Source organism: Haemophilus sputorum HK 2154 (assembly GCF_000287615.1).
GTDB classification, from domain to species: Bacteria; Pseudomonadota; Gammaproteobacteria; order Enterobacterales; family Pasteurellaceae; genus Haemophilus_A; species Haemophilus_A sputorum.
Genome location: NZ_ALJP01000023.1, coordinates 101,176 through 122,641, shown reverse-complemented (window position 1 = coordinate 122,641; position 21,466 = coordinate 101,176). Strand labels below are relative to the sequence as shown.

Below are 21,466 nucleotides of genomic sequence, written 5' to 3'. Positions count from 1 at the left end.
TATATCGTTAGCCTTATTTCAAGAGTTTTTAAATTATGGATAATAAACACATCGTCTTGCTCAGTCGATGAATGCTTGTTTTTCCATGCTAGTGGCGATTCAAATATCTTCTTAATTCAAAAACTGAATCTGGTGTAATTGCAGTTTTTAGTGGTGTGCTGTAAATAATCCAATCTGTGATTTGCTCAGATGGCATGAAATAGATTTCATCCATTTGCATTTCAGGGATTTCAAATGGTGTATTTGCGAGTTTTGCTTGAATGCCTTTATCTTCAATGCTTAGCACTTCAAACCACATATGTTCTGTTGCCCCGGTTTGTTCAGAAGTACAAGCAAATTTAATAATATAGTGCCATTTATCGACTTCAGGCGGATTAGCTTGAAAACATTGCTGATAAAGTGCAAATTTTTCTTGGGCTAATGCAGACATTCTGATAGTTTCACTATTTGGCAATGCGCGAACAATATGTGTCTCATCATCTAATGTATCGCCATAATCATTCAATGCACAAACTTGATCGTTGATATTGGCAAACAGTACGATAGAAGGTGCATCGTGCATTTCATCATCACGATCACGGATATCGCCATTAAAAGGCAACACTTTTTTACGGAATAACCCTTTTTTCTTCACTAATAAATCGGAAGTAATGGCTTGTTGCCAAGGCATGAAACTTACCCAAATTTCTTCTTGTTCAGAACGTGCTAAACAGCATTTTTCTTCTAGCCAGAGTTCAGGGTTATCAATTAACTGTAACGCTAACGTTTGAATGAGATACTGGCAAATGTAAATATTATTTTGTTTAACTTGTAGAATTTCTAACTCAGGTAAACCGTATTTCAGTAAACCATGCGTGTGTAACCAGTAGCCTTCTTCAGGGTTTTCAGGGCTAACGGCATGAATAATATAGTTCACTTCAGGATTTGGCGGCGTATAAGAGATCGCCATTTCAGCCAACCAAGTTCCCCCAAAAAAGACAGACGAAATCTCATCAACAACTGCATAACATTCGCCAGCTACGGCATCTAATACAGCAAGTTGAATCATGGTGTCTTGTTGTGGTGCATTTAAATCTAAATAAGCTAGGCATTCAACAATTTGTGGGCTTTGTTGCATTTCCATTCGCTCATCTTCTAATAAATAACGTTGACGGTATTCTGCTGCTTCATAAGACCACGCGTCAGGGTGAAGGTTATGTTTAAATTCAATACGAAATAAATAACTTATTTCATCGCCTGCTAACGCAACCTTAAATGATTGATCTTCATTTTGTGTGACTTGTAGGATTTGCTCAACATCATCTCGTAGCAAGACTTTTTGTAAACGGTTTTCGATTAATTCACAAGTGGGATATTCGACATATTGCTTTACTGCTGCTGAATAAACACTAGGGAGTTGGAATTCCTGATCTTTTAATTGTTGATACTCAGGATATTCTTGTAAAAATTGAGAAGAGAGCATAGTGATTCCTTTGTTTAATCTATTTCAAAAATCAATCAATTTTGGGAAGCATGATAGGTATCAGCATAAAACGTGTCAAACATTCAATAAAAAAGGCCAACGTATAAAATTTATATCGTTAGCCTTTTTTAAGTTTTTAAATTATTGGCAGTAAACGCGAGCAGTACGAGGTGTATAAATACCTAATGTCACGAGTCCTAATAAAACGTTTGGTGCAGTTAATTCACTTTCAACTTTTGCAATTTTTGCTTCACCACCACAAACTTCAACGGCATTAACTGTTTTTTCTTGACCGATACCAAATAAGAAGAATGTTTGGCTGTCTTCATAGGTTAATTTACCTGCTGGGCTTTTTACATAAGCGGTTTGTGTTGAACAAGCAGAAAGTAATAATGTTGTACCCGCTAATAGTGTTGCTAAAAATTTTTTCATCGTATTACTCCTTATTTGCAATAAATTCTCATATCACGTGGTGAATAGATGCCATAAGAGATAAGACCCAAGAAACCATTTAAGAAGGTTTGCTGAGTTTGTACTTTTGCGACACTACCGTTAGGACATACTTCCTTGGTATCTTTTTCAGATTGCTGACCAATTCCCCCAACAAAGAAATGTTGCATTTTGTCATAGCTTGCGGTTTGCGAAGCTGTTTGATTAGACACAATATAAGTTTGTGTGGAACAGCCAGCTAATCCGGCAAGTAATACTGCTGCACTTGCGGCTACTGCGAGTTTTTTCATAAAGACCTCATTTATTTTAGGTGGAAATTTCACTTCAATTACAGCGGTAACGCTCGGTTTTGTCAAGCAAGACTGGCGGTTTAATATCATTTTTGAGAACTACTCCACACTTTTATCAATCTTTCCGTGAATTATTGCTAAAACCTCGCTAGAATAGGGCTAATTGCAACACAAGACCAAGAAGGAACGCTTTATGATCATTCCATTCTGTTTACCTGAACACATTTCGCCGCATGACTTTTTGCAAAATTATTGGCAAAAACGACCGCTTCTTATTCGCCAAGGCTTGCCGCAAATTATCGGTTTGTTTGAGCCAGAAGATATTTTAGATTTGGCGCAAGAAGAGGATGTAACTGCTCGTTTAATTCAATGCGAAGACGGACAATGGTCGGTTAAACGCAGCCCGCTCGAGGCGGAAGATTTGCAAAACTTACCTGCGCAATGGTCAGTCATGGTGCAAAACCTTGAACAATGGTCAACAGAATTAGGTGAACTTTGGCAAGCATTTGGCTTTATCCCACAATGGCAGCGTGATGACATTATGGTGTCTTGCTCGCCAAAAGGTGGCACGGTTGGTAAGCACTACGATGAATACGATGTATTTTTAGTGCAAGGTTATGGTGAACGCCGCTGGCAAGTGGGTAAATGGTGTGATCCTTCTACTGAATTCCAACCAAATCAACCTATCCGTATTTTCGATGATATGGGCGATTTAGTGGTGGATGAAATCATGCAGCCAGGCGATGTACTCTATATTCCTTCTCGTATGGCGCATTATGGTGTATCAGAAAGCGATTCTTTAACTTTCTCATTCGGCTTACGTTTCCCGAATGCGGCAGATTTATTAGAGAAATTAACCGAGAATTTAGCCCAACAACAAGAAAGTGCTGGGGTGTCTGAATTCCATATTCCATTCCGTCTTTCACCAAATGTACAGCCGAATGCCCAGCTTGATCCGAAAATGGTCGCGACCTTAAAACGTCAATTGATTAACTTGTTGCAAGAATCTGACCAATTTGATTCACTCTTTGAACAAGCCGTTGCCAAAGCGGTAAGTAGCCGTCGTTACGAACAGCTGCAAGAGGAAGAAGAGTATTATCCAGATGAAGTGCAAGAAGTATTAGAATCTGGCGGTTGGGTGCAACAAGATGCCAATGTGAAAATGCTTTATACCGAGAACCCGAAACGTGTTTACGTGAATGGCGAGTGGATTGATGAGCTGAACGAAGCTGAAATGAACTTGCTGATTCGCATTGCGAACGGCGATTCGGTTTCGTGGAATAAATTGGCCTCTAAAGCAAAAGATCAAGAAGAGCTGGAATTACTTCTAGATACCCTTTGTGATTGGTTAGATCAAGGTTGGTTAGTGCTAGAAGAAGCGGAATAAATTATTATTTCAAATAAATACACATATATTTTGAGAACTTAAAACTAAGGAAATTCAATGTCAAAAATCAATGTAGTTTTAGCTACAGATGCAAATTATCTTCGGTATGTTGAAGTTACGCTAAAATCACTGCTAGCACATAATCAGAATTTATCTGTTTTTATTATGTATACTGGTGATGTTAGCCCTGAATGGGGGGATAGATTAAAGCCTTATTTTGAAAAAAGAAATAGCACATTAAAATTAGTTTATTTTGATGAAAATCATTTGGCGTCGTTCAATCCTAGTACTTATATTTCCACAACGACTTATTTGCGTTTTTATATTCCATCGCTGTTTCAATATAGTGAAAGCCCTTATTGGATTTATTTAGATTGTGATATTGTCATTAATGGAGATGTCACGCGTCCATTTTATCTGTATAATTTTGAAAATTATGCTCTTGGTGCAGTTTCTGATCCTTATGTTAATTCACTAGGTCATTCTTATGTCAATCAAGATTATTTTAATGCTGGTGTACTTTATTTAAATAAAAATAAATTACAATCAGGCAATTATGCTTCATTTACTTCTGATTTACTTAGTTTGGCTAATGAATTGAAAGATAAGATTTTATTTGGAGATCAGGATTTATTAAACTTTTATTTTAAAGATAATTGGGTTTCATTATCCCAAGAGTATAATTTCCAATTAGCCAATATGAAATTATACAATAAAGAACAAAAAGTAAATCCTGCTATTATTCATTTTACAGGTGCAGCTAAGCCACTAGGGCCTGTATATATAGATTATGAATGTGTAAAAAAGGTTGTTCCATTATTTAGAATATATGATTCAGCCTCTTGGGATGATATTGTTAACCTTCCAATAGGAACGATCACACTAAAAATCTCCGACTAGATGTTTAACAAGCGGTTAGATTTTAGGAAGAATTTGCAAAATTCTTTAAGAATCTGGCCGCTTTTTGTTTTAAAATAGCGCCATTTTGAATCGAAATTTACGAAATAGGAAAAACAATGCGTACAAGTCAGTATTTATTTTCAACGCTTAAAGAGACCCCGAATGATGCACAAGTGGTAAGCCACCAGCTAATGTTGCGTGCAGGGATGATCCGCCCAATGGCATCAGGCTTATATAACTGGTTGCCAACAGGGATTAAAGTGTTGAAAAAAGTGGAAAATATTATCCGTGAAGAGATGAACAAAGGTGGTGCGATTGAAGTGTTAATGCCAGTTGTACAACCTGCTGAGCTTTGGCAAGAATCTGGTCGCTGGGAGCAATATGGCCCAGAATTATTACGTTTTGTTGATCGTGGCAACCGTGATTTCGTATTAGGCCCAACTCACGAAGAAGTGATTACTGATTTAGTGCGCAGAGAAGTGTCTTCATATAAACAATTACCACTGAATTTATACCAAATCCAAACTAAATTCCGTGATGAAGTTCGCCCACGTTTTGGGGTAATGCGTTCTCGCGAATTTATTATGAAAGATGCGTATTCTTTCCACACTACCCAAGAAAGTTTGCAAGAAACTTATGATGTGATGTATCAAGTTTATAGCAATATTTTCAACCGTTTAGGATTAGATTTCCGTGCAGTACAAGCGGATACGGGTTCAATCGGGGGTTCAGCTTCACACGAGTTCCAAGTGTTAGCTTCAAGCGGTGAAGATGATGTGGTGTTCTCAACAGAATCTGATTTTGCAGCAAACATTGAGTTAGCTGAAGCTGTGGCAGTAGGTGAGCGTCAAGCGCCAACAGCTGCAATGGAGTTAGTCGATACGCCAAACGCAAAAACGATTGCAGAATTAGTCGAACAATTCAATTTACCAATTGAAAAAACGGTTAAAACCCTTATTGTGAAAGGCGCTGATGAAAATCAACCGCTTGTTGCTTTAGTGATTCGTGGCGACCATGAATTAAACGAAATTAAAGCACAAAAACACCCATTAGTTGCTGATCCATTTGAGTTTGCAGACGAAGCTGAAATCAAAGCAAAAATTGGCGCCAGTGTTGGTTCATTAGGGGTGGTTAATCTTCCCATTCCTGCGATTATTGATCGTAGCGTGGCATTGATGTCAGATTTCAGCTGTGGTGCAAACGTGGATGGCAAACATTACTTCAACGTAAACTGGGAACGTGATGTGGCAATGCCAGAAACTTTCGACTTACGTAATGTAGTTGAAGGCGACCCAAGCCCAGATGGCAAAGGTGTATTACAAATCAAACGCGGTATTGAAGTTGGTCATATTTTCCAATTAGGAAAAAAATATTCTGAAGCAATGAAAGCGACTGTACAAGGTGAAGATGGTAAACCGCTTGTTATGACGATGGGTTGTTATGGTATTGGTGTTACCCGTGTTGTGGCTTCTGCAATTGAGCAACATCACGATGAGCGCGGTATTATTTGGCCATCAGATGAAATTGCACCATTTACAGTGGCGATTGTGCCGATGAATATGCACAAATCTGAAAAAGTCCAAGCTTTTGCAGAAGATCTGTATAAAACCTTAAAAGCACAAGGTGTGGATGTAATTTTCGATGATCGTAAAGAGCGTCCGGGTGTGATGTTTGCTGATATGGAACTTATTGGCGTGCCACATATGGTAGTAATTGGTGAGAAAAACCTTGATAACGGCGAGATTGAATATAAAAACCGCCGTACAGGTGAAAAACAGATGATTGCAAAAGAAGCTTTATTAGCGTTTTTAAAAGAAAATGTGAAAGCCTAAGTTATCAAGAATAGCCCGCAGATTTCTGCGGGTTATTTTTTAAATTGACAGCAAACGTTTGCCTAGAATTCGCCCACTTGTGCGACAAGCGGTAGAATTTTCTTTCTATTTTGCAGTAAAAATGTACAATAAGCCCGTTCTGATGTAGCCCTACATCAAACTGTTTCCAACCTAGCCAACCTCTTTGGGCAATTAGGGTAAAAACAAAAAAGCTGAAACGCTTTTTTTAATAAGTAGCGAGTCAAATGCCCCATGGCGTCTGTTTTTTAGAAACAGAAAGTTTAGGCTTCCCGCAAGGCACCCGACTTATTTTTTTCACCTCTTTTAGAAGGTTTTAATCAATGACAATTACCACTCCTGTAAAAGCAATTCTTGCTTCCAATAAACACTTTTTAGATCGCCAAGATGCAATGGAATCAAACGTTCGTAGCTATCCGCGTAAATTACCTTTTGCTTATGAAAAAGCAGAAGGCTGCTGGGTTACTGACGTTGAAGGCAACAAATACCTTGATTTCTTAGCCGGTGCTGGCACCTTAGCATTAGGGCATAACCACCCTGTGTTAATGCAGGCGATTCGTGATGTGTTAGATAGCGGTTTGCCTTTACACACACTGGATTTAACGACCCCATTAAAAGATGCATTCACTGAAGAATTATTGTCGTTCTTCCCGAAAGATGAATACATTTTACAATTCACCGGCCCATCAGGCGCAGATGCAAATGAAGCGGCAATTAAATTAGCGAAAACTTATACTGGCCGCGGTAACGTAATTGCGTTCTCTGGCGGTTTCCATGGTATGACTCATGGCGCATTATCACTAACGGGTAACTTAGGTGCGAAAAATGCCGTGCAAAACTTAATGCCAGGCGTGCAATTCTTACCTTATCCGCACGAATACCGTTGTCCATTTGGCATTGGTGGTGAAGCTGGTGCAAAAGCCGTTGAACATTATTTTGAACACTTTATTGAAGATGTTGAAAGCGGTGTAGTAAAACCAGCTGCGGTAATTTTAGAAGCGATTCAAGGCGAAGGTGGTGTTGTGCCAGCGCCAATTAGCTTCTTACAAAAAGTCCGTGAAGTAACCCAAAAACATGGCATTTTAATGATTGTAGATGAAGTGCAAGCGGGCTTCTGCCGTTCAGGAAAAATGTTTGCGTTTGAACATGCGGGCATTCAACCTGATATCGTTGTGATGTCAAAAGCGGTAGGCGGTAGCTTGCCATTAGCCGTGCTTGCAATCAAAAAAGAATTTGATGCTTGGCAACCAGCAGGTCATACTGGTACTTTCCGTGGTAACCAATTAGCGATGGCAACAGGTTATGCTTCACTAAAAATCATGCGTAATGAAAACTTAGCGCAAAATGCTAAAGAACGTGGCGAGTACTTAACCAACGCATTACGCGAATTAAGCAAAGAATACCCATGTATCGGTAACGTGCGTGGTAAAGGCTTAATGATGGGGATTGATATTGTTGATGAACGTCAAGCCAAAGATGCAACAGGCGCATACCCACAAGATGGCGAACTTGCGGTCGCTATCCAAAAAGCCTGCTTTAATAATAAATTATTGTTAGAGCGCGGCGGACGTGGCGGTAACGTTGTGCGTGTACTTTGTGCGGTAAACATCAATCAAGCAGAATGTGAAGAGTTTATTAAACGCTTTAAACAATCTGTTGTAGATGCATTAAAAGCCGTACGTGGTTAATCAAGAGCGGTCCAGATTTTGCAAATGTTTTGCGAAATTTGACCGCTTGTATTCCCCCTCTTTGTCAAAGAGGGGAATTTTTTAGGAAAGAATGGCTATGTCAGACCTTAAACAACATAAACAATCCCTTTTTTGTCGCGATGAGCAGTCGATTAAAGACTATGAAAATGCGATGAATAAAGCCGTGCAAGCGGTCTCAAATTGGTTAAAAAACGACAAAATGTACACGGGTGGCTCAATCAAACAAATGCGTGCTTTGATTGATGGATTCAAACCAAGCCAAGCTGGCGTAGGCGTAGAAAATGCGCTGGATCACCTCGTTGAAATTTTCTTAAATCCAAGTTTAAAAGTACATCATCCCCATTCATTAGCGCATTTACATTGCCCAACGATGGTTACTAGCCAAATTGCGGAAGTGTTAATCAATGCCACGAACCAATCTATGGACTCTTGGGATCAAAGCCCAGCAGGTTCAATTATGGAAGAGCATTTGATTGATTGGTTACGCCAAAAAGTAGGCTATGGACAAGGTACTTCTGGGGTGTTTACCTCGGGCGGTACACAGTCTAACTTAATGGGCATATTATTAGCTCGCGATTGGGCGATTGCGAATCACTGGAAAAATGAAGATGGTTCAGAATGGTCGGTGCAACGTGATGGTATTCCCGTTGATGCCATGAAGAAAGTTAAAGTCATTTGTTCAGAGAATGCGCATTTTTCTGTGCAAAAAAATATGGCAATGATGGGAATGGGCTTCCAATCTGTGGTTACTTTGCCATCGAATGCCAATGCACAAATGGATGTCAATGCGCTTGAACAAACTTTGGCGCAATTAAAAGCAGAAGGTAAAATAGTTGCTTGTATTGTGGCGACGGCAGGCACCACCGATGCGGGTGCGATTGATGATCTAAAAGCGATTCGAAAACTGGCTGATGAATACCAAGCATGGTTACACGTTGATGCCGCTTGGGGCGGTGCGTTATTGCTTTCTAAAGAATTCCGTCATTTCTTAGATGGCATTGAGCTAACAGATTCAATTACACTTGATTTCCACAAGCACTTCTTCCAAACCATTTCTTGTGGAGCATTCTTGCTTAAAGATCAAGCGAACTATCGTTTTATTGATTACAAAGCAGATTATCTTAATTCAGAATATGATGAAGAGCACGGCGTACCAAACTTAGTGGCAAAATCTCTACAAACAACGCGTCGTTTTGATGCCTTAAAATTATGGTTTACCGTGGAAGCATTAGGCGAAGAACTCTACGCTTCAATGATTGACCATGGTGTCAAATTGACCAAAGAAGTAGAAGGTTATATCAATGAAGCCGAAGAGTTAGAAATGCTCGTGCCAACGCAGTTCGCATCAGTGCTATTCCGTGTAGTGCCAAAAGGCTATCCAGCAGAATTTTTAGATGCCTTAAACCAAAATGTGGCGGATGAACTTTTTGCCCGTGGCGAAGCGAATATTGGTGTTACTAAAGTTGGCGATAAGCAATCCCTGAAAATGACGACATTAAGCCCGATTGCTACGCTTGAAAACGTAAAAGCATTGTTGGCTCAAGTCTTAGCTGAAGCAAACCGCATTAAAGATGCGATTGCAAACGGCACCTATGTACCCCCGATTGACTAATTGGTAAATTAGCCTCTAAAAATAACCGCTTGTATGAGAGAATTTATACAAGCGGTTAATTTATTCTCGTAACAATCTGAATTGCTATGCCATTTACACTTGCACATCCTGCAATTATTTTGCCTCTTTCTCATCGATATTTTCATTTTCCAGCATTAGTTTTGGGCTCAATGTCGCCTGATTTTATTTACTATTTATCAGGAAAGCCGGCAGATGGCGGGCATACGATTTTTCATAGCGAGTGGCTGAATTTACCGCTTTGCTTATGCTTTTATGCGATCTATGTTGCGGTATTAAAAGTGCCACTTTGGGCTAATTTGCCTCAACGTTGGTCGCACCGTTTGCCTGATTCACCTCGTCGTCCCCTGTGGTTATGGCTACTGATTTTTCTCTTTTCCGCTTGGGTAGGTATGTTGTCGCACATTTTCTTAGATAACTTCACGCATGGATCAGGCACTTTCGTTCGTGCGTTGCCATTTTTACAACAAGAATTTTATATTCCAATGTATAAGTGGTGTCAGTATGGCGGAACTGTTTTAGGATTGGTTTGTATTGCGTGGTATTTGCGGACGACGGCGAAACGTTATCCTCATACTAGCACGCAAACAACTCGCCAAAAAAGCCAATTTTGGTTGCTAACTTTCGTGTTATCTAGTGTTACTTTTGTTGGTTGGAATATGATGGATTTTATTCCATTAAAACAACATGGAATTTGGATTGTACGTGCTGTGGATTGCTTTGTTATGGCGCTATTTATTGTGAGTATTCCTCATAAATTTCGAATGACAAGCGGTCAAATTTGAAGGTTTTTTTGTAAAAAATTGATGAGAATCGACCGCTTGTTGCATTAAATCTTGCATATTCGTTAGCGGTTTGCTTTAATAGAGCGTTAATTTTCTTTTGGCAATTTCAAGTAAAAATAAGAGGCATATTATGGCAGAAAGTTTTAGTGTTACCCGTCGTTATTTTGATGATAAAAACTATCCACGCGGTTTCTCTCGCCACGGCGATTTTACTATCCGTGAAGCACAAACTTTAGAGCAATTCGGTCAAGCGTGTTTAGCATTAGAATTAGGCGAGCGTAAGCCGGTAACTCAAGAAGAAGAACGCTTTGTTGCTGTGATGAAAGGTGATGAAATTGCCCAAAGCATTATTGAGAAATCTTGGTTAAAATATCGTTCTTTAACGACTAAAACCAAACGTATTTATACCCTTTCAGGCAATGCAGGCAGCGATGCCGGCGATGATTTCAGCGCGACAGAATAGTCCTAATCTCTACCCCTCTGCTATCAGAGGGGCATTTTTTTCATTTCCTGTTATGACATTACCTATTGAGCAATACCCCGAACTACTTGCAAAAAAAGTAGAAAATCTGACCGCTTTATTAGCGCCATTTAATCCACCAGCTTTAGATGTATTTGAATCTGCGCCAAATCATTTTCGTATGCGCGCAGAGTTTCGCCTTTGGCATGATAAAAATGCGGCTGGCGAGGATGAGTTGTATCACATTATGTTTGATCAAGCGACCAAGCAGCGCTATCGTGTGGATGAGTTTCCGATTGCGAGTGTCCTCATCAATCAAATGATGAAGGCGTTATTAGCTGAAATTCAAGGTAATGAAGTGCTCACCCGTAAGCTATTTCAGGTGGATTACCTCAGCACATTAAGTGGCGAAATTGCAGTTTCTTTGCTTTATCATAAAAAGCTTGATGAACAATGGGAAAGTGAGGCAAAAGCGCTTAAAACGCGACTGACGAAGCAAGGATTTAATGTTCAAATTATTGGGCGCGCAACCAAGCAAAAAATTGCTTTAGATTGTGATTATGTAGAAGAAGTGCTTAAGGTGGATGGTAAATCGTTGATTTATCGTCAGGTTGAAAATAGTTTCACCCAACCTAATGCACAGATGAACATTAAAATGCTTGAATGGGCAAGAGAGTGTACCCGAAATAGTGAAGGCGATTTGTTAGAGCTTTACTGTGGTAACGGGAATTTCTCCATTGCATTAGCTGAAAATTTTCGAAAAGTATTGGCGACTGAAATTTCTAAATCTTCTGTGAATTCTGCACAATATAACATTGTGCAAAATGGTGTAGAAAATTTACAGATTATTCGAATGTCGGCTGAAGAATTCACTCAAGCAATGAATGGTGTGCGTGAGTTTAATCGTTTAAAAGGCATTGATTTAAAAGCGTATGAATGTAACACCATTTTTGTTGACCCACCAAGAGCTGGGTTAGATCAAGCAACTTTAGATATGGTGCAAGGTTATGAGCGTATTTTATATATTTCTTGCAATCCTGAAACATTAGCGGAAAACTTAAACCAGCTTTGCCAAACACATAGAGTTGAGAGAGCAGCATTATTTGATCAGTTCCCTTATACCCATCATATTGAAAGTGGCGTTTGGTTAATCAGAAAATAGCTTTTTTGTTTAATATAAATACAATCAAAAGTATTTTTATGAATTCTATTTGACAGCGCAACTTTCTCTCGGTATGATTGCGCCTGTTTTCAACGGAGGAATGGTCGAGTGGTTGAAGGCACCGGTCTTGAAAACCGGCGAGGGTTTACGCCCTCCGTGAGTTCGAATCTCACTTCCTCCGCCATTATTTAAGCCGCTTGTTTTTACAAGCGGTTTTTTCTTACCTAAAATTTACCAAATGTATAATAAAAAGCGGAAAAGAATAGTTTCTTTTCCGCTTGTGAGTTTTAGTTAATCAGCCAGTAAATTTAACCGCTTGTATCTTAAAACTAGAAATGAATTACTTCGCTTTTAAACGGTTCGTTATTGATACGAATTTGCTCATCACCATCATAGCTTGAAGGGGCCGGCCCCACAGCTGGTGGCGTTGGTGTCGTTTCCGGTTTTGGCGGTGTTACTGGTGTTACTGGTGTTGCTGGTGCTGTTGGCGTCGTTGATTGAGCCGGTGGCATTGGCAACATTGGCGCAGTATCCTGTGTGGTAATTTCTTCATCTAAAATGTCACTTTCGCTATACACGTTTGGTATTGGTGGCAATTTAATCTTAATTGCTTGGCGGTTTAGTTGTACATTTTTCTTTTTGGTAACTTTATTCTCAAGCGTTTTAGTTGCTTGTGGTTGCGCTTGTGCCAATTTCACTAAAGTGCCGTATTCTTTACGTAATTCATTACACCAACTTTTGCCAAATTTTGCTTTTTTGGTGTGGTTAAATTTACGTAGTTTTGCCGCTGCATATTGTTGTGAAGATGGGCTTTGGCTTAAGATTTGATAATTTTGCTCACCAATGACTTGTAATAATGGGTGATTATAAATAGCCATTTGATATAGAAACGGTTGCGCAGCAGCAATGCGATTGCTCTCTTTAGGGAACAAGCATTGTTGCGCCTTATTTTTCTCGATAACCCATTTTTTGGCTAATTCATCAGATATTTTATATTTTGTGGCTGGTTTGGGTTGATTTGCGGTATGATTAGCCCTCGTGTATGTTTCACTAGAACAGGCACTGAGTAAGCATATCATTCCGCAAGTAAGCAGAATTTTATTCATAATATTTCCTCATTTTGTAGATCGAATCAATTATAGCAAGAAATCCGACTAGAAGTGATGGGTAAATATAATTTTAATTAAAAGGGCATAATATGACGATTATTGTTTATGGTATTAAAAATTGTGACACGGTAAAAAAAGCACTTAATTGGCTTTCAGCGCATCATGTTGAGCATCGTTTGCATGACTATCGTGTAGATGGGTTAGATGTAAATTGGTTAAATCAAGCGGAAAAGGCTTTTGGCTGGGAAGCATTAGTCAATAAGCGCTCAACGACTTGGAGAAACCTTGATCAAGCAGTTAAGGATAATCTAGATCGCGCCAGCGCATTAAAAGTATTAGCTGAACAACCAACGCTAATTAAGCGCCCAATTATTTTACAAGATGAGCTTGCCCTGATTGGATTTGACGAGAAAGCGTATGGTGTAGCTTTTCCCTAATGCTTTAAATAAGGAATCAACAGAAGATGAAATCACAAATTATTGAGCTTGCTCAAGCGTTAATTCGCAGAGAATCAATTAGCCCTGAAGATGCGGGTTGTCAACAAGTGATTGCGAATAGGCTAGCAGCACAAGGATTTCAAATTGAATGGATGCCGTTTGGTGAAACATTAAATTTATGGGCTACTCACGGTTGCGATGCTGAACCTTGTGTGGTTTTTGCTGGGCATACTGATGTTGTGCCAGTTGGTGATTTACAAGCTTGGCAATATCCACCATTCTCTGCGGAAATTGTGGATGGCATGCTCTATGGGCGTGGTGCTGCAGATATGAAAGGTTCACTGGCAGCTTTGGTGATTGCGGCTGAGAATTTTGTGAAGCATCATCCTAATCATCGTGGCAAAATTGCGCTGCTGATTACCTCTGATGAAGAAGCAGCGGCAAAAGATGGAACGGTTAAAGTGGTTGAAGCCTTAATGGCACGCCAAGAAATCGTGAACTATGCTGTGGTAGGCGAGCCTTCAAGTAGCCAAGTATTGGGTGATGTGATTAAAAACGGACGCCGTGGTTCAATCACGGGTAACCTTTATATAGAAGGGATTCAAGGCCATGTTGCTTACCCGCATTTAGCGGAAAATCCAGTGCATACAGCCTTAGGTTTCTTAACCGAATTAACTACGTATCAATGGGATCAGGGAAATGAATTTTTCCCAGCAACAAGCTTGCAAATTGCGAATATTCAAGCAGGAACTGGCAGTAATAATGTGATTCCAGGTGAACTTTATGTTCAATTTAACTTACGCTATTGCACAGAAGTTACTGATGAAATCATTAAAACCACGGTTGCCAAAATGCTAGAAAAGCATGGTTTGAAATATCGAATCAGTTGGAATTTATCGGGTAAGCCATTTCTTGCAGGTCACGGAAAGTTAGTTCAAGCTGCTAAGCAAGCGGTCGAAAATGTAACGCAAATTACACCGAAATTAGATACTAGTGGTGGGACGTCTGATGGTCGTTTTATTGCTCTGATGGGCGCAGAAGTCGTCGAATTCGGACCATTAAATCGCACTATTCATAAAGTCAATGAATGTGTCAGTGTTGAAGATTTGGCAAAATGTGGTGAAGTTTATTATCAAATTTTAACCAATTTACTCGAAGCATAGGAAAGTATATGGATAATTTAACGGCTTTATTAACAGGCAAAAGTCGAGCACATTTGGTTGCTTTACCAAATCCATTATCAGATAAACATTACTTACAAGCTGAAGTGGTGGAAGTATTTCTGGCTTTACAAGCAGCGGCAAAACAAGCAGGGTTTAATTTGCAACCCGCTTCTACGTATCGAGACTTTGAGCGTCAACTGTCAATTTGGAATGCGAAGTTTGAAGGACAACGCAAGGTGCATGATGATGCTGGTAATCCAATAGACGTAAGCAAATTGGATGAATGGCAGAAAATTCAAGCGATTTTACGTTGGTCTGCGGTGCCGGGAATGAGTCGCCACCATTGGGGAACTGAAATTGATATTTTTGACCCAGATCTTCTCCCTGAAGGCAAAACTTTGCAGCTTGAGCCTTGGGAATATGAAGAAGGCGGATATTTTGCACCGTTAGCTGAATGGTTACATCAACATGCCGCTGAGTTTGGCTTCTATTTTCCATTTGATGGCATTCACAATACACAGGTTGGCTTTGAGCCTTGGCATATCAGTTATCAATCAATTTCAGCACGATATGAAAAACAATTTAATGCAGAAATGTTGCAAATCGCTTGGCAAAATGAACCGCTTGCAGGCAAAGATTGTTTACTAGCACATTTGGATGAGTGGTTTGTATGATTCAACTAATTAACGAGTCTGCGCAAAAAGAGAAATTTCACGCAATTTGTGATAAGTGGCAACTTACACATCAATCAGAAAGTCCGCTTGCTTTAGTCTTAACAGACAAGCGTTTAGAGCTCCGTAAGCTAGATGAGCCTAAATTAGGGGCAATTGCCGTGGATTTTGTCGAAGGGGTGATGGCTCATCGCCGTAAGTTTGGTGGTGGACGAGGAGAGGCGGTTGCCAAAGCAGTTGGAATTAAAGGGAATGATTGCCCAACGGTCATTGACGCAACAGCAGGTCTTGGGCGTGATGCTTTTGTATTAGCTGCAATTGGGTGTAAAGTGCGTTTGGTTGAGCGCCATCCAGTCGTCGCGGCATTATTAGAAGATGGTTTAGCTCGTGCGTATGCTGATGCAGAAATCGGCAAGTTTATGCAAGAAAGGATGCAATTAGTGGCTGTTTCTCATATTGCACAACTGGATTGTGAGAAAGAACAAGCTGACGTGGTTTATTTAGATCCGATGTATCCGCATAAACAAAAAAGTGCATTAGTGAAAAAAGAGATGCGTGTTTTTCAACATTTGGTTGGAGCGGATTTAGACGCAGATAGTTTATTTTTACCCGCAAAAGCTTTAGCACGAAAACGAGTGGTTGTGAAACGTCCGGATTATGCGCAGTTTATGGCAGATATGAAGCCAGATTTTTCGCATACTACCAAAAATCATCGTTTCGATATTTATCTTTCTCATCAATCGGGAAATTAAATTAAACTTTTATTCACAAAAGTTTACAATAATTTTGATACAACTGTTTTTTAAACGATAGGCAAGCGGTTGTTTTTTCAGTAAAATTTACGAATTTCATTCTATATAAAATTGATAAGGTAACCATTGTGCCTCAACGTGACTATATGGCTCGCTCTAAAAAGAAAAAGGGCGGCATGAACAAATCAACATTATTTTCGCTCATCATTGTTTTATTGTTAGCAGCAGGACTAGGTTTATGGCTCTTAAAAGAAAATGCGCCAGCTCCTGTGATTCCGAACAATGTGCAAGTTCAGGTGCCAACACAAAAATCAAGCAATTTGCCTAGCCGACCAGAAGAAGTGTACAGCTATATTCGTGATTTAGAATCTCGAGAAGTGATAACCGATAGTAGCAAAAAATCACAAGAAAAATTAGCTCAACTGACTAAAGAACAGATTCAACAGTTTGAAGAAAAGCGTAAGCAAGAAGAAGCAGCCCGCTTAAATGCAGAAAAAACGCAGCAAGTAGAAACTACCGCAACAAATACTGAAACGCAAACTGCTCAAAGTACAGCAAATAATACGGCTACCGCGCAGCCAACTACCTCTGCAACGCCAGCGCCAAGCGCTGAACAAATTGCTGCTCAGAAAGCTCAAGAGCAAAAAGCTGCAGAAGAAAAGCGTAAGCAGGCAGAGCTCAAAAAACAGCAAGAATTAGCGAAAAAAGCAGAACAAGTTAAACAGGCTGAAGCAGCTAAAGCGGCGGAACAAGCAAAAGTGGAAACAGCCAAAAAAGCTGAAACGCCAAAAGAAACCACAGCTAAACCAGCAGAAAAACCAGCTGCTACTGCAGGGCGTTTTGGATTACAATGCGGGGCATTTAAAAATAAAGCACAAGCAGAGAATATGCAGGCTCGTTTAGCAATGTCAGGTTTTAATGCACGTATTGTGAGCAGCGGAGAATGGAATCGAGTCTTTGTCGGCCCAGTTGGCGACCGTGCAGCTGCAGCCAATGCGCAATCTAACGCTCGTAGCGTAGCTGAATGTTTGATTGTAACGATGTAATAAAACATAAAAAAACCGCCTATTGGCGGTTTTTTTGTTTTAGCAAGATAATCAAATTAGGATTATGCTGGATCTACTAATTTAGGATTGTCACCATATTGGTTGCTTTGTAGCTGACCTTCAAGGCACATAAAGATAATTAAAACGATGCTAACAAATGGAACAAGACCAAGTAATAACCACCACGCGCTACGACCTGTGTCATGTAAGCGACGCACGGTTACCGCTAAGCTTGGTAAAAGAGTTGCTAAAGCGTAAATGATAGTCACAATACCTGTACCACCTAATACGCCATCAATTACCATGGCAATGCAAGCGGCGATGATATTGAAAAGTGTGAACATCCAATATTCTTTTCTTCTTGCGCGACCAGAGAAAGTTGTATATTTCTTAAGAACGGCTAAATACCAATTCATAATAAAACCTCGTGATAATAGTAGAGTTAAAGAAGGCAGTATTCTAAGGATTGTATGAAAAGGATACAATCCACAAATTTGCTCCTTTAGGGAACAAATGTTATCCTTTGCTCTACAGTTTGTGGGTGTTTGATATGAAAATCAATGAAAAAATTAAACAGCTTCGTGAAGTGCGCCAATGGACCCAAGAAGAAATGGCGCAGAAGCTGAATATGACAACAAAAGGCTATGCCAAAATAGAGCGAGGCGAAACGCTGTCTAATTTGCCTCGACTTGAGCAAATTGCCGAAATTTTTGGCATGCATATTTGCCAATTATTATCTTATGGTGAAGAAGGAAACCTTTATGCACGCAACGCGGATCAAGAAACTGAAACACTTAGGCTGATTCTTTTGCATAAAGAGGAATTGCTCGCACATAAAAACGAAATTATTGAAAATCAAAAACGCGAATTATTGTTACTGCGTGAAATGATCGAGACATTAAAAAAATAATGAAACTTTGGCAAACAAAATCTGTACTGACTTGGCTGCTTTCGCCCCTTTCCATGCTTTTTTGGCTGATTAGCCAAACACGCCGATGGTTATATCAGAAAAATATTTTGAAATCTTACCGTGCTCCTGTACCTGTATTGGTTGTGGGGAATATTTCCGTCGGGGGAAATGGTAAAACGCCAGTCGTTGTTTGGCTAGTAGAACAGCTGCAGGCAAAAGGCATAAGGGTAGGCGTTATTTCTCGTGGCTATGGCGGTAAAACAAAACAGTTTCCGCAGTTAGTCACAAATTCAAGCTCTGCCGAAATGGTGGGTGATGAGCCTGTGCTCATTGTACAGCGAACAGGCGTGGCATTAGCAATATCACCAAATCGCCGCCAAAGTATTGAGCTATTGCTCAGTCAGTTTCCGCTGGATTTGATTATTGCAGATGATGGTTTGCAACATTATGCGCTCGCACGCGATATTGAATGGGTTGTTGTTGATGGCGTGCGCCGTTTTGGTAACGGTTTTTTACTGCCAGCAGGTGGGCTGCGTGAGCTACCGAGTAGACTCAAACAGGTGCAAGCAGTCATTTGCAACGGTGGGCAGCCGCAAACTGGCGAACATTTCATGACATTAGAACCTGAATGGGCAGTCAATCTTGTGACCCACGAACGCCGTTTATTAACCGAATTTACTAAAACGCCTTGCGTTGCGATTGCAGGGATTGGTCACCCCCCACGCTTTTTTGAAATGTTAAAAGGCTTAGGCATTCGATTGCGTGATGAAGTAGGTTTTGCTGATCATCAACCTTTTGAACTTAAACAATTACAGGCATTAGCTGAAGTTGACACACCGTTATTGATGACAGAAAAAGATGCCGTGAAGTGCCAAGCCTTTGCGCAATCTAATTGGTGGTATGTGCCGGTTTCTGCAAAATTTTCTGAAAAATCGACCGCTTGTTTGCTTCAACCTATCTTGGAAAAAGTAGCAAAATTGGGTGAAAAGCACTAGAATGTGCCGTTTTGTTTTGTCGGTAAAATTTTATGCAAACCAGTCCTTTACTTGAAAATTTGATGGAAGCCTTGCGGGCATTGCCGGGAGTGGGGCCAAAATCGGCTCAGCGAATGGCATTTCATCTGCTGCAACGCAATCGTGCAGGGGGCGTGAACCTTGCTAAAGCGTTGCATGAAGCTATGACTCATATTGGGCATTGTCAAAGTTGCCGTACCTTCACCGAAGAAGAGGAATGTAACATCTGCAAGAATCCGCGTCGTCAAATGAGCGGACAGCTTTGTGTTGTGGAAATGCCGGAAGATATTCAAGCGATTGAGCAAACCGGTCAATTTTCAGGACGTTATTTTGTATTGATGGGACATTTGTCGCCGATTGATGGTATTGGGCCACGCGAAATCGGGTTAGATTTATTACAACAGCGCTTAGAGCATGAATCTTTCCATGAAGTGATTTTAGCGACGAATCCAACCATTGAAGGTGATGCAACCGCCAATTACATTGCAGAAATGTGTCATCAATATAATGTAAAAACCAGTCGTATTGCGCACGGTGTGCCGGTTGGTGGTTCATTAGAAATGGTAGATGGAACAACCCTTTCTCATGCATTTACGGGTAGACGAGAGATTGCACTTTAGTTCTTAATAAAATCTGATACAATCACTCGGCTATTTTTTAGATAATCCTTAGAGGTAACAATGGAAACGATTGAAAAAATCAAAAAACAAATTAGCGAGAACCCAATTTTACTTTACATGAAAGGTTCTCCAAAATTCCCTTCATGTGGTTTCTCTGCGCGTGCAGTAGAAGCAGTGATTAGCTGCCAAGTACCATTTGGTTATGTAGATATTTTAACTAACCCAGATATTCGTGCAGAATTACCAAAATTTGCAAACTGGCCAACTTTCCCACAATTATGGGTAGAAGGCGAATTAGTGGGTGGTTGTGACATTGTTTTAGAAATGGCACAAAAAGGCGAATTACAAAGCTTATTAAAAGAAGTCGCTGAGCGTCATCCGGCTTAATTTATCTCCCTCAAAACAAGCGGTTATTTTTATGCAGAGTTTTGCAAAAATTCAGTATAATTTGACCGCTTGTTTTATTTTATGACCAGAAATATGAATTTAACCCCTTTATTTATTGCCTTTCGTTATTGGCGCACGAAAAGCGCCGACCGTTTCGGGCGTTTGGTAACTAATCTCGCCAGCCTTGGCATTACGCTAGGTGTGATGGCGCTTGTGATTGTGCTTTCTGTGATGAACGGTTTAGAAAATATGCAAAAGCGCAATCTCCTTTCCCATTTACCGCATGCCATTATTGCCCCGCAAGAAGGGCATTTTACGCAGAATGAAAAATTAACCCTGCCAGATTTTGTGCAAAAAAGCACGGCGATTAACCGTGCGAATGTCATTATTCAAAGCCAAAGTGGTATTCAAGCAGGGCAGCTAATTGGTGTGACGAAAGCAGAAGACGATCCATTGCTAGATGAACAAGCAGTTGCTGAGCGTTTGCCCGCAGGTGAATTTAAGGTACTTATCGGTAGCCAATTAGCGCATAAACTAAATTTAAGTATAGGCGAGAAAATTCGTTTGATGATTACCGAGAATAGCCAATATACGCCAATGGGAAGAATTCCAGTTCAGCGTTTATTTGAAATTTCGGGTATCTATCCAAGTCAAAGCAGTGCCAGCGAATATACGCTATTTGCGAATTTGACGGATGTAGGGCGTCTTCTTCGTATTGCGCCTGAAGAAGTACAAGGCGTGCGCTTATTCTTGCAAGACCCATTCCAAGTAACAGAACTTGCACAAACTTTTGATGAAGCACATTACCAAATTAGCGACTGGCGTGAACAAAAAGGTGAGTTTTTCCAAGCTGTCCGGATGGAAAAAAATATGATGGGGTTATTGATTAGCCTAATTATTATTGTTGCAATTTCTAATATTGTGACTTCATTAAGTCTGATGGTGGTGGATAAACAAGGTGAGATCGCCATTTTACAAACTCAAGGGCTTAAGAAAAGATCGGTTATGGCCATTTTTGTTTTCCAAGGAGCCATTGTGGGTGTCATTGGCGCATTTATTGGTGGTGGGCTAGGCGTGTTAATTAGCCACTACTTAGACCAAATTGTTGCACTCTTTAACCCAATGCTGCTTCTACCGACGGAAATTTCTAGTACACAAATTGCAGTGATTATTACAAGCTCGATTGGATTATCGCTGCTTTGCACCCTTTACCCAGCCTACCGCGCAGCAAAAATTGAACCTGCGCAGGCGTTGAGATATGAATAATAAAAAG

Annotated in this window: 23 protein-coding genes and 1 tRNA gene; 19 read left to right on the top strand and 5 right to left on the bottom strand. The window is 40.1% G+C overall.

Annotation, left to right across the window (positions count from 1 at the left end):
• Positions 1 to 88: 88 nt before the first annotated feature.
• From HMPREF1128_RS09765 to HMPREF1128_RS09755, 3 genes are all read right to left on the bottom strand, one after another.
• On the bottom strand, positions 89 to 1,462 hold the full coding sequence (locus HMPREF1128_RS09765; protein ID WP_007526667.1) for a DUF4026 domain-containing protein: 1,374 nt from the start codon (positions 1,460 to 1,462) through the stop codon (positions 89 to 91).
• A 141-nt stretch (positions 1,463 to 1,603) separates the two neighbouring features.
• On the bottom strand, positions 1,604 to 1,894 hold the full coding sequence (locus HMPREF1128_RS09760) for a Bor family protein (protein WP_007526801.1): 291 nt from the start codon (positions 1,892 to 1,894) through the stop codon (positions 1,604 to 1,606).
• Between the two features lie 11 nt (positions 1,895 to 1,905).
• A complete protein-coding gene (locus HMPREF1128_RS09755; protein ID WP_007526642.1) occupies positions 1,906 to 2,202 on the bottom strand; it encodes a Bor family protein in 297 nt (98 codons plus the stop codon).
• 193 nt (positions 2,203 to 2,395) lie between these two features.
• Here HMPREF1128_RS09755 and HMPREF1128_RS09750 point away from each other — a divergent pair, with 193 nt between their 5' ends.
• The 9 genes from HMPREF1128_RS09750 (at position 2,396) to HMPREF1128_RS09710 (ending at position 12,269) form a co-directional block, all read left to right on the top strand.
• A complete protein-coding gene (locus tag HMPREF1128_RS09750) occupies positions 2,396 to 3,589 on the top strand; it encodes a cupin domain-containing protein (protein WP_007526967.1) in 1,194 nt (397 codons plus the stop codon).
• Positions 3,590 to 3,646: 57 nt separating this feature from the next.
• Positions 3,647 to 4,489, top strand: a complete 843-nt coding sequence (locus HMPREF1128_RS09745; RefSeq protein WP_007526843.1) for a glycosyltransferase family 8 protein — start codon at positions 3,647 to 3,649, stop codon at positions 4,487 to 4,489.
• 116 nt (positions 4,490 to 4,605) lie between these two features.
• On the top strand, positions 4,606 to 6,321 hold the full coding sequence (gene proS / locus HMPREF1128_RS09740; RefSeq protein WP_007526926.1) for a proline--tRNA ligase: 1,716 nt from the start codon (positions 4,606 to 4,608) through the stop codon (positions 6,319 to 6,321).
• Between the two features lie 341 nt (positions 6,322 to 6,662).
• On the top strand, positions 6,663 to 8,027 hold the full coding sequence (locus HMPREF1128_RS09735) for a diaminobutyrate--2-oxoglutarate transaminase (protein WP_007526646.1): 1,365 nt from the start codon (positions 6,663 to 6,665) through the stop codon (positions 8,025 to 8,027).
• Positions 8,028 to 8,124: 97 nt separating this feature from the next.
• Positions 8,125 to 9,660, top strand: a complete 1,536-nt coding sequence (gene ddc, locus HMPREF1128_RS09730) for an L-2,4-diaminobutyrate decarboxylase (RefSeq protein ID WP_007526962.1) — start codon at positions 8,125 to 8,127, stop codon at positions 9,658 to 9,660.
• Between the two features lie 86 nt (positions 9,661 to 9,746).
• Entirely contained in the window at positions 9,747 to 10,463 is a 717-nt protein-coding gene (locus tag HMPREF1128_RS09725; protein ID WP_007526781.1) for a DUF4184 family protein, read from the top strand.
• Between the two features lie 130 nt (positions 10,464 to 10,593).
• The gene (locus HMPREF1128_RS09720) at positions 10,594 to 10,926 is read left to right on the top strand and encodes a DUF413 domain-containing protein (protein WP_007526857.1); all 333 of its coding nucleotides are present in this window, start codon (positions 10,594 to 10,596) and stop codon (positions 10,924 to 10,926) included.
• A gap of 52 nt (positions 10,927 to 10,978) precedes the next feature.
• Entirely contained in the window at positions 10,979 to 12,085 is a 1,107-nt protein-coding gene (trmA, locus tag HMPREF1128_RS09715) for a tRNA (uridine(54)-C5)-methyltransferase TrmA (RefSeq protein ID WP_007526664.1), read from the top strand.
• A 94-nt stretch (positions 12,086 to 12,179) separates the two neighbouring features.
• Positions 12,180 to 12,269, top strand: a tRNA-Ser gene (locus HMPREF1128_RS09710).
• A 145-nt stretch (positions 12,270 to 12,414) separates the two neighbouring features.
• On the opposite strand, the gene HMPREF1128_RS09705 is transcribed toward HMPREF1128_RS09710, so the two are convergent.
• A complete protein-coding gene (locus tag HMPREF1128_RS09705) occupies positions 12,415 to 13,191 on the bottom strand; it encodes a DUF5358 family protein (protein WP_007526864.1) in 777 nt (258 codons plus the stop codon).
• Positions 13,192 to 13,283: 92 nt separating this feature from the next.
• Between HMPREF1128_RS09705 and HMPREF1128_RS09700 the strand changes: the two genes are divergently transcribed.
• The 5 genes from HMPREF1128_RS09700 (at position 13,284) to ftsN (ending at position 17,263) form a co-directional block, all read left to right on the top strand.
• Positions 13,284 to 13,631 carry an ArsC family reductase gene (locus HMPREF1128_RS09700; RefSeq protein WP_007526707.1) on the top strand — a complete coding sequence of 116 codons (348 nt, stop codon included), beginning with the start codon at positions 13,284 to 13,286 and terminating at the stop codon, positions 13,629 to 13,631.
• Between the two features lie 26 nt (positions 13,632 to 13,657).
• A complete protein-coding gene (dapE, locus tag HMPREF1128_RS09695) occupies positions 13,658 to 14,794 on the top strand; it encodes a succinyl-diaminopimelate desuccinylase (protein WP_007526885.1) in 1,137 nt (378 codons plus the stop codon).
• A gap of 8 nt (positions 14,795 to 14,802) precedes the next feature.
• A complete protein-coding gene (locus tag HMPREF1128_RS09690) occupies positions 14,803 to 15,468 on the top strand; it encodes a M15 family metallopeptidase (RefSeq protein WP_007526701.1) in 666 nt (221 codons plus the stop codon).
• Positions 15,465 to 16,217 carry a class I SAM-dependent methyltransferase gene (locus HMPREF1128_RS09685; protein ID WP_007526799.1) on the top strand — a complete coding sequence of 251 codons (753 nt, stop codon included), beginning with the start codon at positions 15,465 to 15,467 and terminating at the stop codon, positions 16,215 to 16,217. The genes HMPREF1128_RS09690 and HMPREF1128_RS09685 overlap by 4 nt, the downstream gene beginning before the upstream one ends.
• 128 nt (positions 16,218 to 16,345) lie before the next feature.
• Positions 16,346 to 17,263, top strand: a complete 918-nt coding sequence (ftsN, locus tag HMPREF1128_RS09680) for a cell division protein FtsN (RefSeq protein ID WP_010128277.1) — start codon at positions 16,346 to 16,348, stop codon at positions 17,261 to 17,263.
• A 62-nt stretch (positions 17,264 to 17,325) separates the two neighbouring features.
• Here the strand turns inward: ftsN and HMPREF1128_RS09675 are convergent, their stop codons facing one another.
• Positions 17,326 to 17,679 (bottom strand): DUF805 domain-containing protein, encoded by a 354-nt coding sequence (locus HMPREF1128_RS09675; protein WP_007526918.1) that lies wholly within the window; start codon positions 17,677 to 17,679, stop codon positions 17,326 to 17,328.
• A gap of 134 nt (positions 17,680 to 17,813) precedes the next feature.
• On the opposite strand from HMPREF1128_RS09675, the gene HMPREF1128_RS09670 reads away from it, so the two are divergent.
• The 5 genes from HMPREF1128_RS09670 (at position 17,814) to HMPREF1128_RS09650 (ending at position 21,459) form a co-directional block, all read left to right on the top strand.
• Positions 17,814 to 18,173, top strand: coding sequence for a helix-turn-helix domain-containing protein (locus tag HMPREF1128_RS09670; RefSeq protein ID WP_007526727.1), 360 nt, complete (start codon positions 17,814 to 17,816; stop codon positions 18,171 to 18,173).
• Entirely contained in the window at positions 18,173 to 19,168 is a 996-nt protein-coding gene (gene lpxK, locus HMPREF1128_RS09665; protein WP_007526874.1) for a tetraacyldisaccharide 4'-kinase, read from the top strand. The genes HMPREF1128_RS09670 and lpxK overlap by 1 nt, the downstream gene beginning before the upstream one ends.
• 32 nt (positions 19,169 to 19,200) lie before the next feature.
• On the top strand, positions 19,201 to 19,806 hold the full coding sequence (gene recR, locus HMPREF1128_RS09660; RefSeq protein ID WP_007526704.1) for a recombination mediator RecR: 606 nt from the start codon (positions 19,201 to 19,203) through the stop codon (positions 19,804 to 19,806).
• Positions 19,807 to 19,866: 60 nt separating this feature from the next.
• A complete protein-coding gene (gene grxD / locus HMPREF1128_RS09655; protein ID WP_007526903.1) occupies positions 19,867 to 20,193 on the top strand; it encodes a Grx4 family monothiol glutaredoxin in 327 nt (108 codons plus the stop codon).
• A 93-nt stretch (positions 20,194 to 20,286) separates the two neighbouring features.
• Complete coding sequence (locus HMPREF1128_RS09650; RefSeq protein ID WP_007526783.1) at positions 20,287 to 21,459, top strand: lipoprotein-releasing ABC transporter permease subunit; 1,173 nt, start codon at positions 20,287 to 20,289, stop codon at positions 21,457 to 21,459.
• Positions 21,460 to 21,466 lie beyond the last annotated feature (7 nt).

Excerpts from the sequence above, each read along its gene's own strand:
- ddc (WP_007526962.1), top strand. The coding sequence starts at position 8,125 with ATGTCAGACCTTAAACAACATAAACAATCCCTTTTTTGTCGCGATGAG.
- HMPREF1128_RS09760 (WP_007526801.1), bottom strand. The coding sequence starts at position 1,894 with ATGAAAAAATTTTTAGCAACACTATTAGCGGGTACAACATTATTACTT.
- HMPREF1128_RS09675 (WP_007526918.1), bottom strand. The coding sequence starts at position 17,679 with ATGAATTGGTATTTAGCCGTTCTTAAGAAATATACAACTTTCTCTGGT.
- HMPREF1128_RS09765 (WP_007526667.1), bottom strand. The coding sequence starts at position 1,462 with ATGCTCTCTTCTCAATTTTTACAAGAATATCCTGAGTATCAACAATTA.
- HMPREF1128_RS09700 (WP_007526707.1), top strand. The coding sequence starts at position 13,284 with ATGACGATTATTGTTTATGGTATTAAAAATTGTGACACGGTAAAAAAA.
- lpxK (WP_007526874.1), top strand. The coding sequence starts at position 18,173 with ATGAAACTTTGGCAAACAAAATCTGTACTGACTTGGCTGCTTTCGCCC.
- proS (WP_007526926.1), top strand. The coding sequence starts at position 4,606 with ATGCGTACAAGTCAGTATTTATTTTCAACGCTTAAAGAGACCCCGAAT.
- HMPREF1128_RS09735 (WP_007526646.1), top strand. The coding sequence starts at position 6,663 with ATGACAATTACCACTCCTGTAAAAGCAATTCTTGCTTCCAATAAACAC.
- HMPREF1128_RS09755 (WP_007526642.1), bottom strand. The coding sequence starts at position 2,202 with ATGAAAAAACTCGCAGTAGCCGCAAGTGCAGCAGTATTACTTGCCGGA.
- HMPREF1128_RS09705 (WP_007526864.1), bottom strand. The coding sequence starts at position 13,191 with ATGAATAAAATTCTGCTTACTTGCGGAATGATATGCTTACTCAGTGCC.
- dapE (WP_007526885.1), top strand. The coding sequence starts at position 13,658 with ATGAAATCACAAATTATTGAGCTTGCTCAAGCGTTAATTCGCAGAGAA.
- trmA (WP_007526664.1), top strand. The coding sequence starts at position 10,979 with ATGACATTACCTATTGAGCAATACCCCGAACTACTTGCAAAAAAAGTA.
- HMPREF1128_RS09670 (WP_007526727.1), top strand. The coding sequence starts at position 17,814 with ATGAAAATCAATGAAAAAATTAAACAGCTTCGTGAAGTGCGCCAATGG.
- HMPREF1128_RS09690 (WP_007526701.1), top strand. The coding sequence starts at position 14,803 with ATGGATAATTTAACGGCTTTATTAACAGGCAAAAGTCGAGCACATTTG.
- HMPREF1128_RS09720 (WP_007526857.1), top strand. The coding sequence starts at position 10,594 with ATGGCAGAAAGTTTTAGTGTTACCCGTCGTTATTTTGATGATAAAAAC.
- HMPREF1128_RS09650 (WP_007526783.1), top strand. The coding sequence starts at position 20,287 with ATGAATTTAACCCCTTTATTTATTGCCTTTCGTTATTGGCGCACGAAA.
- grxD (WP_007526903.1), top strand. The coding sequence starts at position 19,867 with ATGGAAACGATTGAAAAAATCAAAAAACAAATTAGCGAGAACCCAATT.
- HMPREF1128_RS09685 (WP_007526799.1), top strand. The coding sequence starts at position 15,465 with ATGATTCAACTAATTAACGAGTCTGCGCAAAAAGAGAAATTTCACGCA.
- HMPREF1128_RS09725 (WP_007526781.1), top strand. The coding sequence starts at position 9,747 with ATGCCATTTACACTTGCACATCCTGCAATTATTTTGCCTCTTTCTCAT.
- HMPREF1128_RS09745 (WP_007526843.1), top strand. The coding sequence starts at position 3,647 with ATGTCAAAAATCAATGTAGTTTTAGCTACAGATGCAAATTATCTTCGG.
- HMPREF1128_RS09750 (WP_007526967.1), top strand. The coding sequence starts at position 2,396 with ATGATCATTCCATTCTGTTTACCTGAACACATTTCGCCGCATGACTTT.
- recR (WP_007526704.1), top strand. The coding sequence starts at position 19,201 with ATGCAAACCAGTCCTTTACTTGAAAATTTGATGGAAGCCTTGCGGGCA.